Annotated in this window: 9 protein-coding genes; 2 read left to right on the top strand and 7 right to left on the bottom strand. The window is 57.3% G+C overall.

Annotation, left to right across the window (positions count from 1 at the left end; translation table 11 throughout):
* Nucleotides 1-20: 20 nt before the first annotated feature.
* The 4 genes from AC1DIG_RS15890 to AC1DIG_RS15875 all read right to left on the bottom strand — a co-directional run bounded on the left by AC1DIG_RS15890 (nucleotide 21) and on the right by AC1DIG_RS15875 (nucleotide 8,537).
* Nucleotides 21-2,495, bottom strand: a complete 2,475-nt coding sequence (locus AC1DIG_RS15890; protein WP_477768053.1) for a dermonecrotic toxin domain-containing protein — start codon at nucleotides 2,493-2,495, stop codon at nucleotides 21-23.
* 162 nt (nucleotides 2,496-2,657) lie between these two features.
* On the bottom strand, nucleotides 2,658-5,213 hold the full coding sequence (locus AC1DIG_RS15885) for a LuxR C-terminal-related transcriptional regulator (RefSeq protein WP_477768052.1): 2,556 nt from the start codon (nucleotides 5,211-5,213) through the stop codon (nucleotides 2,658-2,660).
* Between the two features lie 140 nt (nucleotides 5,214-5,353).
* Entirely contained in the window at nucleotides 5,354-6,721 is a 1,368-nt protein-coding gene (locus AC1DIG_RS15880) for a DUF1329 domain-containing protein (RefSeq protein WP_477768051.1), read from the bottom strand.
* A 22-nt stretch (nucleotides 6,722-6,743) separates the two neighbouring features.
* Nucleotides 6,744-8,537: a DUF1302 domain-containing protein gene (locus AC1DIG_RS15875; protein ID WP_477768050.1), complete on the bottom strand. Its 1,794-nt coding sequence runs from the start codon at nucleotides 8,535-8,537 to the stop codon at nucleotides 6,744-6,746.
* An 873-nt stretch (nucleotides 8,538-9,410) separates the two neighbouring features.
* Here AC1DIG_RS15875 and AC1DIG_RS15870 point away from each other — a divergent pair.
* Both AC1DIG_RS15870 and AC1DIG_RS15865 read left to right on the top strand, forming a co-directional pair.
* On the top strand, nucleotides 9,411-11,426 hold the full coding sequence (locus AC1DIG_RS15870; protein ID WP_477768049.1) for an S-type pyocin domain-containing protein: 2,016 nt from the start codon (nucleotides 9,411-9,413) through the stop codon (nucleotides 11,424-11,426).
* Nucleotide 11,427: 1 nt separating this feature from the next.
* Complete coding sequence (locus AC1DIG_RS15865; protein WP_477768048.1) at nucleotides 11,428-11,685, top strand: bacteriocin immunity protein; 258 nt, start codon at nucleotides 11,428-11,430, stop codon at nucleotides 11,683-11,685.
* 47 nt (nucleotides 11,686-11,732) lie between these two features.
* Here the strand turns inward: AC1DIG_RS15865 and AC1DIG_RS15860 are convergent, their stop codons facing one another.
* The 3 genes from AC1DIG_RS15860 to AC1DIG_RS15850 all read right to left on the bottom strand — a co-directional run bounded on the left by AC1DIG_RS15860 (nucleotide 11,733) and on the right by AC1DIG_RS15850 (nucleotide 14,432).
* Nucleotides 11,733-12,644, bottom strand: a complete 912-nt coding sequence (locus AC1DIG_RS15860) for an SDR family oxidoreductase (protein WP_477768047.1) — start codon at nucleotides 12,642-12,644, stop codon at nucleotides 11,733-11,735.
* A gap of 219 nt (nucleotides 12,645-12,863) precedes the next feature.
* Nucleotides 12,864-13,271 (bottom strand): HPF/RaiA family ribosome-associated protein, encoded by a 408-nt coding sequence (locus AC1DIG_RS15855; protein WP_019693523.1) that lies wholly within the window; start codon nucleotides 13,269-13,271, stop codon nucleotides 12,864-12,866.
* A gap of 213 nt (nucleotides 13,272-13,484) precedes the next feature.
* Nucleotides 13,485-14,432, bottom strand: a complete 948-nt coding sequence (locus tag AC1DIG_RS15850; protein WP_019693524.1) for a LysR substrate-binding domain-containing protein — start codon at nucleotides 14,430-14,432, stop codon at nucleotides 13,485-13,487.
* Nucleotides 14,433-14,508: the final 76 nt, after the last annotated feature.

Here is a 14,508-nt window from a genome sequence, read left to right as displayed (position 1 = left end):
GTTCGAACCGAATACCGTACTTACATGAGAATCGTGCGCTCGCTGGACTCAGGCTCCTCGAGCGCCGCCTTCATCAGTTCGGTCATCACCGCAAGATCCGCCTTTTTCCCTGTGCACGTGGAAACAACGCTTAAACAGGTATTCGCATCACCTAGCTGCCTGGCAATCGCCTTCTGCAGGGGCGAGAACCCCAACTTGCCGAGGCGCATCGTCGCCAGCTCCAGCATGCAATCCAGGTAACTTGCGAACAGCATTTTATAATCACCTTCGTGATAAGCCTTGGCCCCATCGAACACCCCTTTTGCAATCACGACGGCGCTCAACCCAAATCCAATCGGCGGAAACACACAGCCTACGACGGTGACGGCCGCTACTGCAGCGTCGTAGGCCAATTTGCCAACTATCTCGACAAGGCTCTTGGTCTGGGCATCTACACCGTGAATAATCTGACCGATCATATCGGTGTAACTATGGGTAAAGTTACGCACACGGCTATCAAATTGCAGTTTCGGCGGTTCGACGTCGGCACTGCTGCGCTGCACCGCTTCGATATAAGTTTTGACCACCCGCTGGTCGGTAAACTTGGCGCGCTGGCAATAATAGCGGCCTAACCCTTTCACTTTCACCGAACTCGCGAACTCCGCCAGCGGTCGAAACCATCGTTCATCCGGGGCATGAGGGGTATATAGCAAGTCCTCGGCCACACCGTCGTTCATCCTGCGAAAGACATAAACGCCCTCAATCCTGCGACCTTCCAGATGAAACCTGTACACACCGTTGCGTTGGGGAGACTCAGGCTCTTCATATTCCCAGCGATCAGAAGGTTCCGGTTCGCGCAATCGGTCAATGGCCTCGTCGATCCCCCAACTTTGCTCTGTACTCAGTCTGCCGCTGAAAAGCTCTGATAACGCGGCACGCTGCATTTCATGCAGTTGTAAGTTGACATGCACATCGCGTTTCAACGCATAACCGGGGGCGTCTTTATCCAGATAGTCCGTGGACAGCATATCGATATACTTTTCACCCGGACGCAAGGTTTTCGACCAGCTCACGATGTATTTCATCAATACGTCGGACATCAACTGATCGGAGATGGCTGGATGGCCGTCCAACAAACGAAGTTTTGGATAGAGACTCGGGTTATGTATCGGCCCGCTCCCCTCCGTGAGGTGATGTTCCTTGATGATCAGTTGAGACAAGGTCATTTCCTGCGACTCGTCCAGCACCACCTTCATCAAATCGGGATTAACGACGACGGCTTCACCGTGTTCCGCCAGTAACACTTCAACCCTCTGCTTAATGAGGTTGAACGCAAACTTCTCGTAGCTGATCAGCGCCGTCTCGCGGTTGGCAAGTTGTGTCAGCCCTTTGAGTTCGGTGTTCAACCGAGCGAAGTACCGCCGTTGGTAGGACGAGGCCAAGCGATAACCGGCGGGAATGACCGCCTCCAGCTCACCCCGCAGCCAGCTGACATTGAGCGATACAGCCTGGCGTAAGGCACCGTGACCAAGCGCAGGCCAAGGCTCGCGCTGGATACCGCGCCACTGGCTCGGCAGCTCCAGCACAAGCCTCATATACGCATTCGTGCGCGCTCGCTCAGTCGCGTGAGTCTGTTGGCTCAGGTAACTGCGTCCTGCTGGCAACGTCGTCCAATCGAACAGATGGGCATTCAATTGCCTGATGCTCGCAAACTCATACCAGACCCTGCCCCCGGGAGCCTCCGGCGCATAGAGAACGCAAGGGCCATCCTCACCTTCCGGCCCGCAATAGACGATCATCCCCTTGAAGGCGTTTCTCCAGCCCTCAAACGAAAGAGCTCCCAGCGAATACCTCTCGGCGTGCTGGCTGGCACGATCGACAATAGTGAGGCTGTCGTCACTCAGGTGCCCCTGCAACTTGGCACTGAATGAGCTCAGGTCCGTACGACTGTCAATTACGGCCTGCAGGGCGTGCAACACCGCGTCACTACGGTATGTTTCTTCAAACTTCTCGGCATATAACGAACGTATATCCGTGTTGCGCATTGCCTCCAGGATATCGTCCTTGTCCAAGCCCGAAGGCAACGTTTCGCCTTCAAGGGTGATTTCCAATGGAACAGTGGCCGGATCATACAAACCGTTGATCATAAACTCGGGAAGCGTCAAGCGATTGGCTTGAACAACCTTCTGCTCTTCGACATAAAACGTATGACGAGCGCTGACAAAAATCTGCTCCGGGTCGATGACTTCACCGGTGATAATCCTGACAACTTCCCGAGCATGGAATTGTGCGAACGCCTTGAGGGATTTGGTGTCGCCCAGCAACTCATCCAGTACCTGTTCTTTCTTTGCCAGAGACTGTTCCGTATCGAAATAGTACTGACGGTCTTCTTCGCTTGCGCGTTGTAGCCAATCTGGCAGGAGGTGATATTGCTCAACCATCATTTTCTTGGAGGGGCGCAGAAGTGCGCCCTGCACTTCATTATCCAACGCAACCTTTAACACATTAACGCTCATGCACTTTTCCTTTTGGCATTTGATAAAACGGCCCACCGCCGCTTACTTATTCAAGCTGCCAACTTAAAGCACAATCACTCCTTTAAAAACTCAATAGTTTTTTCTAATGTTGTATCACAAGAAGAAACATCAACATGTTATTGACCGCTGCAATACCCCCCACTATCCGAACACCCCCAGTACCGTTGCCTGAGCAACCGCCTGAGTTCTGCGCGCCACCCCTAACTTCCCGTTTATCCGGCGCGCATGGGTTTTTACCGTGTGTAACGATATAAACAACAGGTCGGCAATTTGTTGGTTCGAGTGACCTTGAGCCACTAACTTGAGCACTTCTATTTCACGTTGACTCAACTGGCTTTGTACAAGCGTCGCCGCCGCTGGCTGACGATCCGGCTCGCCAGCGCCGACCGCGTCCAGTAAGCCTGGCTGCCGCAACTGCACATCGCGCAAGGCTTGTTGAAGGTTGCAGCGTTCGACCAGTGCCAATCCGTCTTGCAAGGACTGCCTGGCAGAGGACAGGTTGCCCGTCAGCCAGGCAACCTCGGCCATCGCCAGATGCAATTGCGCTTGCAGCCCCGACATCCCGTGCTGTCGGGCCCACTGCAACTGGGTCTCGAGTCGAGCCAAAGGCGCTTGCGCCTGTTCCAGATAAACCTCGGTCAGCACCAGCTGGTATTCCAGACTCGGGATCAGTTCCAGCGTAGCTGGCGGGGCCTGACGTGCATCTGGCCCGTGATAGTGACGTAGCACCCGGGTCAGGGCTTCGTGAGCCAGCTCCGGGCGCCCCTGCTGCAACCAGAATTGGCAGCTGACCTGCAGCAGTACACTGCGATAAACGGTATCGGGAATATGCTGGCGCTGCATCATTCGCTCGGCCTCACGCAAACGGACGAAGGCCTGAGCGTAATCGCCCTGATTGGCGGCGATGTGGGCCAGCCCCAGATAACCGTACAACATGCGTTTGTCCTGGCTGTGCAAACACGCCTCAAGCCCTGACTCGAAGAACCCGGCAGCGTGCGCATCATGCCCCTGGCAGAGCGCCAATCGTCCGCGACGCAAGGCAATCCGCCCCAACAACGGCGTAGCGTGCTTCGCTTGCTGGCACAGCAACTCATGGACACGGCACAACAGGCTTTCAGCGCGATGAGGAGCGCCACGCTGCTCCAGCAATTGCGCGTGATCAAGCTCCAGCAAACCCTCGAACAACAGCCCCCCCTGGGCTCGCGCGAGACACAGCGCCTGACGATTGAGCGCCTGAGCCACGTCAAGTTCGCCGTTGAGCAAGGCTTGCTGGGTCAAACCGGACAGACACAGCAAACGCGCCGGCCAGGCGACCGCGGGCAACTCGGTCAATGCATCGAGAAAATGCCCACGTGCGGGCTCCATACGCCCTTGCAAGTGCAGCAACCAACCTTGTTGCGCCTGCCAGCGCGCCACCAATTGACGCTGCAATGTGGCCGACGGTTGCGGCGCAAATCGGGCCATTTGCTCGATGCAGACACCCGCTTCTTCGAAGCGTCCGGCGAACAGCAATGCCGCGGTGATCAACCCGACCAACTGCGGGCTTCCAAACATCAAGTCGGCCCCCTGCTGTTCATGCAAACGCAGCAGCAACGGCACATTCTGATGCTGGAACAAGTGCTCGAAGCTGAAGTGCTGCAACAGGCTGACCGCGACTTCGAACTCTTCGGCCAGCAGCGCCTGCTCGAACGCCAGTTGCCAGTCTTGTTCGGCAATGAACCACTGACAGGCCCGACGATGCCACGAGCGGCCCGCCTTCCATTCATCATCGCGTACCAGCTTCGCCAGCGGCGGGAACACCTGCAGCCAGTCGGTCGAGTCTTCCCAGAGCTCGATGAAGCAGCCGAGTTCCTGCAAGGTTCGCAACCACTGGCCGCCCTCACCCGCGCCGAACAGATGCTCGCAAAGTCCGACATTGAATCGCGGTAGATGAGCCAGCACTCGCCAGGCTTCGGCAAGTTCCGGTGACAAGCTGCTGAACAGCTCGTGATCCAGGTAATCGAGCAATGTCGCCGATCGTCCTTGCTTGAGTTCACTGGCGCTGCTCCCGTTGCTATCCAGCAAGGCCACCCGCACGCAGGCGCACCAGCCACCGCTGCGCTGAAAAATCCGCTCGCTCGCATTCGCACACAGCGAATGGGGAAGCTTTTCGATCAACTGCCGGATTTCTTCATGGCTGAATACGAGCTCGGCGCTGGCGCACTCGTACAGATCGTCATCGAGCAACAACCGCGGCCAGTTGCACTGCGGACGTCGACGCCCGCCCAGCCACCACGTCAGGGACGGGCTGCCGAGGGCCAGCAAGCGATCGAGCAAGGCGTCCAGCTCGGGGGCCGGAATACGGCAATAATCGTCGAGAAATAACCAGATGGGCACCTGCAGACTCGCCAGATGCGCCAACAGACTCGCCTCATCGTGTACCGCAAGTCCTAACGCCTGCGCCAACGTCCGACAAAATTCGCCGGGACTTTGCCGCGCGCCGCTCAAAGGCAGCCAGTAAACCGTGCACGTTGGTGGCGCCTGCAACAGGCACTCGGCGAACAGCGCACTTTTGCCACTGCCAGCCGGTGCGCAAAGCAATTTCACTCGCGCGGGCGATGCCAGTAACGGCTGCGCCAGGCGCTCGCGGGGCAGGTGCAGGGAAGACAAACGGGGCAGGAATCCTGGACGGTCCAGACACTGAGTCATGGCGGTCATTGCGGCGTGCCTTTTTATAGTTGTGGCGCAACCCTAACCCTCTCCCGACGCCTTGTTGAGAAACATTCAGGGCGCTGATTGGCGCCCATAAAAAAGGTGACCCGTGGGTCACCCTGTATTCAGCCAATGCGCCAAAACCCTTACCGAACGCCCTCTGCACGCAGGGCTGCCGGAGTGTAGTCGGCGGCCTTGGCGTCGAAGCCGAACTCGAAGCTGCGCTTCTCTTCGTTCTTCATCCCCAGGGCAATGTAGCGACCGGCGATGATGTCGTAGAGCGCTTCCAGGGTGTAAGCCGGTGTCTGGTGATCATAGTAGTACTGGGCATGACCTTCGGCCACGCGCCAGAGTTGGCCGCGACCGTCGTAGTGGTCCACCAGCGCGACTTGCCAGCTGTCTTCGTCGAGGAACATGTGGCGTTTGGCGTAGATGTGCCGCTCGCTCGGCTTGACCGTGCCGACAATTTCCCAGACCCGGTGCAGCTCATAACGGGTCAGGTCCTGGTTGATGTGCCCGGCCTTGATCACATCGTCGTACTTCAGGCTCGGTGAATCGAGCTTGTAGCTGTTATACGGAATGTACATTTCCTTCTTGCCGATCAGCTTCCAGTCATAGCGATCCGGCGCACCGGAAAACATGTCGAAGTTGTCCGAGGTCCGCAGACCGTCGGCGGCAGTACCCGGCCCGTCGTAGGCCACTTGCGGAGCACGGCGTACGCGACGTTGGCCGGCGTTGTAGACCCATGCCAGGCGCGGCTCTTTCACCTGGTCGAGGGTTTCGTGGACCAACAGGACGTTACCGGCCAGGCGCGCCGGCGCGGTCACCGATTGCTTGAAGAAGGTCAGCACGTTGGCGGCTTTATCCGGATCAATGTCCTTGATCAGGTGCGGTACGGCGATCTCTTCCTCGAAGCGAATCGGTGTGTAGGCACCGTTGGTCTGCGGGGTCACCTGAGTGATGATGCGTTTCAGGTTACCGCCGTGATACCGGGTGATGTGGTTCCACAGCACCTCGACGCCGTTCTTCGGAATCGGGAAGGCGTAGTAACGGTTACCGGTGAAGTTGGCCAAGCCGTTACCGTCGTTGATGCTGGTGACGTTCAGCGCACTGCGCTTGGCCGACTCGTAGATGTCCGGCGGCACGGCCACTGTGCGGTGGGTCGGATAGACCGGGATCTTGTAGGTGTCCGGGTAGCGCTTGAACATTGCCACCTGACCGTCCGAAAGCTTGTCCTTGTATTTGTCGAGCGTGGCGGCGGTGATGGTGAACAGTGGTTTTTCACTGGCAAACGGGTCCGCCAAAAAGCCTTTGCTGTCCACGGCCCCGGCGTTTTTCGGAATGCCGCCGGTCCAGGCCGGAATCGAACCGTCGGCGTTCCCGGCCTTCTCCGCTCCCAGCGGTGTCAGGCTGGTGCCCAGTTTTGCAGCTTCTTCGGGCGAGACCGCCGCCATCACGTTGGCGGCCAGCAAGCTCAGAGCCAGGGCACCGCATTGCAGAATCATCTTGCGCATAAAATCATCCTTCTCAGACAAATCAGAAGTTCACGCCGACGCTCAGAGCGAGGAAGTCGCGGTCAGTCAGGGTGTTGTAATGGCCACCGAAGAAGTCGGTGTAGCTGAGGCTCGCGGTGTAGGTGTTGCGGTAGTCGGCATCGACTCCAAGGCTCACGGCCTTGGCACCCTGGTTGAACAAACCGTTGGGCCCGTAACCGCTGACGTCATGCGACCAGGAGAGGTTGGGCTTGAGGTTGATCCCACCGATCACGTTGGCGTAATCGAGGATCGCCCGGGCGCGGTAGCCCCAGGACATCGAGGTGACAAAGCCGCCGGTATCGCCGCCGAAGCCGTACTGGCCGTAGACCGAATCACGGCCATAACGCAGCTCGCTGCGCGGCTCCAGACCACCGACCCGCACCACCGCTGCCTCGCCGACAACGGTCAAGCGTTCCGCGCCGAGTACCTGATCGAAGAAGTGCGTCAGGGTGCTTTGCACCTGGGTCACTTCCTTGCGCCGGTAGCCGCTGTTATCCGCGCCCGGCGTGGTCTTGATCGGCGACGCGGCGCCACCGGCAATCGGGTTGAGCAGCGCCAGCGTCAGGTCATTGGTGTTGACCTGGATCGGCGCGTTCGGCCGATAGCTGATTTCCCCGGTCCAGGCCGTGCCTGTGGGCAAGGTGGTCGCGAAGCTCGCGCCGTACAGGCGAATGTCTTCCGGGTATTGGAGGTAGTACTGGCCGCGTCCGAGCATCACGCTTTGCGCCAGAGCGGAGCCGGTGCCCGGAGCAATCGCGTTGGCGGTGCCGACGATCCCCGGGAGCGCCGACAGTGTCGAGCGGCCCGCGGTGATGGTGCCGACGGTTGGTGTGCGACTGTGGTAGTTGATGAAGTACAGACCGTACTCGGTATCGTCGCCCAGCCAGCGCAGCGCCGTGCCCCACTGCCCGGAATTACGCGCATCGCGGTCGCCGGCACGCTGGACGATCACCCCTTCGCGACTGACTTCGAAGCCTTGGCCAAACGCCGCGGCAATCGGCTGTAACGGCGCAATCGCCGGACTGCCGACGGTGTACCCCTTGGTGCAGCCATTGGCCGCCACGTCGACGCCGAAGAAGGTGCCGCAGTTGTCCAGAACAGTCTGTTCCCACTGCAACTGGTAGAAACCTTCTACCGTCAACTGGTCGGTCAGGCCTTGGGAAACAAACAGCATATTGACCGGAATCAGGCCTTCCTTGATTTCTGCACCGGGGCGGCGGAACGCCGAGACGTCGATCGGGTTGATGCTGTTGATCGAGTTGCCGATGAAGGTACTTTCCCCCCAACTGACCACCTGCTTACCGGCTCGCACGGTGCCCGGCAGATCGGCGATGGAGTAGTTGTGATAGATGAAGGCATCGAGAATCTCGCCACCGGAGGATTTGGCGCCTTCCTTGCGGTCGTCGTTGCTGACGTTCTTGAACTCCAGGTCGCGGTTTTGCAGGGCGAAGTCGTACCAGTATTTACCCCTGACGAAGACGCCGGTATCGCCGTATTTCAGTTCGAGGTCATGAATGCCCTTGAAGATCTCCGAATACGCTTGCCCTTTCTTGAAGTTCAAACGCCCGTCATCACCGGTCGACGACTGGCCGGTGCCACCGTTGACGATGCCCACCAGCGACTTGTCGGCATCGCGCATGCCCCAGCTCGCACCGATCGACAGCGAAGAATCGAACGTGCCCTCGATTTCCCCGATATTGAAATCGACAGCCTGTGCCTGGGCACAGCAACCCAATGCCACCGCGACGGCGAGCGCCTGCGGCGTGAAGATGGCGCGCATTGTTGTTTTTGTCATGCGTCTTCCCCGGTGAGTGACAGAAGGCCTCACCCTACTGCCGCCCTACTGGCGCGATAAGCGCACCAAGGAGGTATTCGCGCTGTACCTCCAAAGGATGAATACCCGCATGGGCCGGGCCTTTGCGCCGGGCATGGATGGGCTGGATGAAGGGTTATCAGCCACGCGCATGACGCCAATCAGACGCTACGGAGGGGGGTTGATTGATCGTTCCCACGCTCTGCGTGGGAATGGCGCCAGGGACGCTCCGCGTTCTGCTTCACAAGCTGACGCTGAGCGTCAGGGGATGTATTCCCACGCAGAGCGTGGGAACGATCAGTGTCGCAGGGACTGTTGCCGAGGTTGTAACAGTCAATGTCACGAATCGCTATTTTTCCTTTGGGGATAAGGACTTATCCTTACCTGGCTTTCACGGCAAACCACCTGAAAGCGCCCACGCAGTGAAGTGTGAACAGCCCACTTGCACGGTGACCGACTTCAGATGATTTGAAGTACACCCTTCAGTTCATCGCCCTGTGTTCACTGACGTTGATTTGTAGCTCCTTGATCCAACGTCTTACCTTGGCCGCTGCGTTTGCAGCGGCCTTTTTTATGGGTGGCATTCCGATAAACGACGACTTTTCGTTTTCCTACAATAAATTTCCGTAAGTCCTATAAGAAACATCTTTTTACTCCAACGATAATCCTGCCTTTATTTCCGCGCCGTCGAAATCTCACTCAACATTGCGTGTAACGACTCACGCACCTCTCAGACCCACAACCTCTATTTCTGATGTAACTTTAAATCATACAAAGCGAGATCCCCACCTACAAATAATTGCCGAAACAAGACTGTTTATTTAAAACATCGCGCACATTCAAAAGGAAATGAATATGCAAAAACCTCCCTTGGTACTTCCAACACTCTACATTGGTGCTCAGCCAATACCCGATGATATAGATCTCATAGGTATAGGTGGAGGTTTCAGCAACGGCTCCTCAACCTTTCTTTACAGCGATCACTACGGCGTCCATTCGATAGTCGATACAAGTTTTACCACATTGCGGGCCACCATCCAGGCTTCGGAGCAGGAGTATGCAAGCCGAATAAGCCAACTACCGCAGACCATTGAGCATGAACTGGCCGCAACAAGACTGGAAGGTTCAACCACCCCGCTTCCACCCGCCGACGCGATCATTCGCGAGTTGGGCGTGCGTCACACGCTGTTGCTTCGAAAGACCGCTGAGTTTCATAGCAAAACGGCGATCGCCAATAGTTTTTATGGCGTCGACCCCATTGGCCGGTCTGTGCATGAGTTCCACCCAAGAGCCTCGAGCATGGGAAAGTCGGTCGATGTTGCGATGCCGGCCTGGATCGCGTCGTACCGGGCGGCCTACGACGCACGCCTGTTGTCCCAAACCATCCAGTTGCTGAACCAGCAATCCGTGAATGTGCAGAACTTTCTCCGCGCTGTGCAGGCAAATGATCAGGCCCGAATGGCGGCGGAACAGCAAGCCCAAAGGGTCGCGGCTGAATTGGCACGCATCAACGCGCAAGCAGAGGCCCAGGCTCGAGAACAGGCGCGGATTGCAGCATTGGCACAAGCGCAACGATTGGCCAACGAGCAGGCTCAGGTTGCAGCAGAAGCAGCCGCGCGGCACGTCGCTGCCGAACAGGCGCATCTCGCGGTACTAGCCGAACAGGTGCGCATAGCACAAGAAGTTAAAGCACGAGAAGAGAATGCGGCAAAGGCACGAGCAGAACGAGAGGCACAGTCCGCGAGGCTTGGATCGCTAATAGCGTCGCTTGAAAACGCCCAGACCAATCGCCCGTTTCCCGTATCAGGCCACGCTGCCGCGGTTGGACCGGTTTTTACTGTTGCAGCGGGAAACCTTGCCACAAGCATAGAGACCAATCTTGCCTTGAAAGCTGCTCTGCGAACGGCTGTGTCAGCCGTGATCACAGCAGCAACCGCCTCGGCAGGCGCGATTATTGGCGGGTTTGCGGCGCTGCTGTTTCCCTCACCATTGGCTAACAGCGATCTCCACGCCTTGAGCGTTCCGCTTTCAGATCTCACGCCCGACGATCTCCATGACTTGCACGCCATCGCGGTGGCGAATGGGGAAATTGAACTGCCGGTGGCTATTGGCTCCAGAACTGTGGGCAACACAACGGAGTTCTTTGTTGCCGCCACGAACGGAACGACGGTGCCTTCCAAAGTACCGGTGCGGCTCGCCACCCGCGATCCAGATATCAACGTTTACAGGTCCTACAATCCGGATACGCCGTCCACCGGTATGACCTGGACGCCGATTGTGGATCCGGACAATGCGTCAACTTCGCTTCCAATCAGCGTGCCGAACATTTTCGTTTATAACGGTACTAGCGTGACTGCCGTCGAAGGAAGGGTCGATGTATTTCCGGAGTTGGATCTCTATAGCTTCGGCGGCTTCATCACTGTTTTTCCGGCTGAGTCTGGCCTCCCTGCGATTTATACGATGTTCAGGGACAGGCGGGATGATTCTGGAGTGGCTATTGGTTACGGAGAACCGGTTTCAGGTATTTGGTTGGAACAAGCCTCACAGGGTGATGGCGCGGTAATTCCTGATCAAATTGCAGCTAAGCTCCAAGGGCAGCACTTTTCGAGTTTCAGGGCGTTTAGAGAGGCGCACTGGAGGGCTGTCATTGACAATCCTGAATTGGCTAAACAATTTACAGCAAACAACATTCAAGAAATGAAAAACGGACGAGCTCCTTTTTCGCGTAAAAACGACAGATTAGGCGGCCAAGTAAAATTTGAACTACACCATGTGAACCGCATTTCCAAAGGCGGCGAGATCTACGACATCGACAACATCCGAATTGTCACTCCGAAACGACACTCCGAGATACACAAAGGAGGCAAATAACATGAGCACATCTGATATTTCCAACTACACCGAAGCAGAATTTCTTGAATTCTTAACTAAAATCTGCAAAGCAGAGTATCCGACTGAAAAAGATCAAATAGACGCAGTACTCTTGTTTGAAAAGCTGACAGAGCATCCTGACGGATCCGACTTGATTTACTATGCAGACTCAGACGAGGATGCCACACCCGAAGCCATAATCAATAAGATAAAAATTTGGAGAACAGCAAACGGTAAATCTGGTTTCAAACTCGACTAACCAAAAACAACAGGGTCAAGAAATTGCTCTTGACCCTCTTGCAATCGTTACAGCGAATACTTCTGCAAATTCGCCATCATTTCCTTCAGCGCCTCAATGTTGTCCTTCGGATGCGCTGAGCCTTCGAAGTCGCAAATCTGCTCCCAGTGAGCAGCAACATCTTCCGGCGAGAACCCGACCCGAGGATCAAATCCGGCGCCGAGGCTGCGTTCCCAGCGCACTTTGCCCATCCAGCCACCGCCAACTTCGAACAGACCAGAGGTTTCCTGACAGTTCTCGCTGGCCAGGAACACCACCAGCGGGCTGACCAGTTCCGGCTTCAACTGTTCGAACACTTGCGGCGGGATCAGGCCTTCGGTCATGCGCGTGCCGCCGGTCGGAGCGATGGCGTTGACCAGAATGTTGTTCTTGCGGCCTTCGATAGCCAGGGTGCGAGTCAGGCCATAAAGACCGAGTTTGGCCATGCCGTAGTTGGACTGACCGAAGTTACCGTAGATGCCCGACGTCGAGGCGGTGAAGATCACTCGACCGTAGTTTTGCTCACGCATGTGCGGCCACGCGGCGCGGGTGACTTTGTAAGCACCTTCGACATGCACGCGGTAAACCAGGTCCCAATCGGCGTCTTCCATTTTGTGGAAGGTTTTGTCGCGCAGAATCCCGGCGTTGTTGACCACCACGTCGATGCGGCCAAAGGCGTCGAGGGCGTGCTGCACGAGTTTGTCGCCGTCGGTCACCGAATCGTGGTTGGCCACGGCAGTGCCGCCGGCCTCGCGAATCTCTGCCACCACGCGGTCGGCTGCCGAGGCATTGGCGCCTTCGCCTTGAGCCGAACCACCGAGATCATTGACCAGTACCTTGGCGCCCTGCCTGGCGAACAACAACGCATGAGCCCGTCCGAGGCCGCCGCCTGCACCGGTGACGATCACCACTTTATCTTCAAAGCGCACAGACTCTTTCATTACCAAACTCCAGCAGGCCAGGAACAGATAGCCCGAGTGTCAGGCACGGCGCGGGCCGTCACAATCAACAGGGCTGAGGCTGAATGGTGTGCAATAAGGCTGGGGGATGATGAGCGCCAGATGCGCTGACGCCCTGCACGACAGTGTTCAAGGCGTAAAACGAAACGGGCCTGCATCTGCAGGCCCGTTTTCAGTGGGGTGGTAAGGGTGTTTCAGGCATCAGCTATTGAAAGCGGCCTGTTCGTTCTCGAGAAATTCTTCTTCAAGTAGCGCATCGGCATGGGCACCTGAGTTGATCGGCGTGACGCTGGCGCGTTTACCGCGCAATTTGCCGAACAGGTGTTCCAGGGCGTGTTCAAGCTTGGCGGCCGCCCCGTCGATGGCCAGTTCCAGTGTGGCGGCTTTATGAGTAACGGAAACCGGTTGATGGCCTTTAGGCCGCGCTTCAAGTTGGCAGCGCATGTCGTGTGGACCGGGTTTATCGCCGTTCTCGTCCCGCAGGTGGACTTCGACCCGTGTCAGGTCTTCTTCGTATCGTTCGAGCGTGCTCTCAATGGTAGTACGTACCCACTCCTCCAGTCGGATGCTGCTTTGAATATGGTTATCGCTATTGACTTGGATTTGCATAGTTCATCCCTTATTTCAGCTAGCTCGCGAGAGGTCCGGTGCAGTGTTTGAAACCTGGTTGACCGTGACCTCTTGGTTACAGAGTTGGGCAGACGGAGAAACAATTCAACCCCTAAAAAAAGATAAATATTCATACGCAAAAAAAGCCGGACAACCGGCAAAAGCGCTGTTACTGTCGGGAGTCGACTCGACCTGCAACGCTGCAACAAATCCTCACAATTGCCCCTCGCCCAAGGGGTGCAACCCGCGAAAAATCTCCGCCTCCTCCACCAGCCAGTCATGCACCGCGCGCACACCCGGATGGCTCAGCGCCCCCGGTGAATACAGCAACACATAGCGTTTGTAATTGGGCACCGCCACGCCGAACGGCACGATCAGCGTGCCACGCTCCAGCTCATCGTTGAGCAAGGTCCGCCGGGCGATGGCCACGCCCATCCCGGCAATCGCCGCCTCGATGGTCAGGTGGTTGCGGTTGAAGGTATGCCCGCGCCGCACATCGGCGCCGTCGAAACCGATGGCGTTCAGGTAAAACTCCCACTCCGCGTATTCATAACTGCCGCGCCAGGCGGTGATGTCGTGCAACAACGGAAAATGCACCAAATCCGCCGGCCCGTGCAGCGGCGGTCGGCCGCGCAGCAGGCTCGGCGCGCAGACCGGGAAAATCTGCTCATCGAGCAAGGCTGTGGATAACAACCCCGGGTAACTGCCATCGTTCAAGTCGATGGCCAGGTCGAAGTCACCTTCGTGCAACGCCACGCTGCTGTCCTCGGCCACCAGCCGCAACTGGATATCCGGAAAGCGCTGCTGCAAACGCGGCAGACGCGGGGTCAGCCATTTGCCGAGAAACGAAGGGATCGAGCGCAACCGCAGGATGCCGCTGATCATTCCCGCATCCAGCCGGCGTAGTTCCGCGTCGATGCTGCCGTAGGCTTCGTTAACCGTGATCGCCAGACGCTGGCCTTCGGCACTCAATTCGACACCCCGGGCGCGGCGGTGGAACAGGCGAAAGCCCAGGCGCTCTTCCAGCTGGCGGATCTGCTGGCTGACGGCACCGGGCGTGATGTGCAGTTCTTCGGCGCAGCGGGTGAACGACAAGTGGCGTGCCGCACAGGAAAACACATGCAGCCAGACGTAGGTCTGGGCATGAAATTGACGACTCATCGTTTAGTCCTACTAAAGCCTGTCTTAGGAAGTTTCGTTGGTCAGCGCTGACCGAGGTAGGCAGTATCGCCGACAT

This window comes from Pseudomonas sp. 05N431 (assembly GCF_056397005.1).
This window is presented reverse-complemented; position numbering and strand designations above follow the sequence as displayed.

What these genes read in the sequence shown, in the direction of transcription:
- AC1DIG_RS15890 (WP_477768053.1), bottom strand. Translation starts at nt 2,495, where the DNA reads ATGAGCGTTAATGTGTTAAAGGTTGCGTTGGATAATGAAGTGCAGGGC.
- AC1DIG_RS15870 (WP_477768049.1), top strand. Translation starts at nt 9,411, where the DNA reads ATGCAAAAACCTCCCTTGGTACTTCCAACACTCTACATTGGTGCTCAG.
- AC1DIG_RS15885 (WP_477768052.1), bottom strand. Translation starts at nt 5,213, where the DNA reads ATGACCGCCATGACTCAGTGTCTGGACCGTCCAGGATTCCTGCCCCGT.
- AC1DIG_RS15850 (WP_019693524.1), bottom strand. Translation starts at nt 14,432, where the DNA reads ATGAGTCGTCAATTTCATGCCCAGACCTACGTCTGGCTGCATGTGTTT.
- AC1DIG_RS15875 (WP_477768050.1), bottom strand. Translation starts at nt 8,537, where the DNA reads ATGACAAAAACAACAATGCGCGCCATCTTCACGCCGCAGGCGCTCGCC.
- AC1DIG_RS15865 (WP_477768048.1), top strand. Translation starts at nt 11,428, where the DNA reads ATGAGCACATCTGATATTTCCAACTACACCGAAGCAGAATTTCTTGAA.
- AC1DIG_RS15860 (WP_477768047.1), bottom strand. Translation starts at nt 12,644, where the DNA reads ATGAAAGAGTCTGTGCGCTTTGAAGATAAAGTGGTGATCGTCACCGGT.
- AC1DIG_RS15855 (WP_019693523.1), bottom strand. Translation starts at nt 13,271, where the DNA reads ATGCAAATCCAAGTCAATAGCGATAACCATATTCAAAGCAGCATCCGA.
- AC1DIG_RS15880 (WP_477768051.1), bottom strand. Translation starts at nt 6,721, where the DNA reads ATGCGCAAGATGATTCTGCAATGCGGTGCCCTGGCTCTGAGCTTGCTG.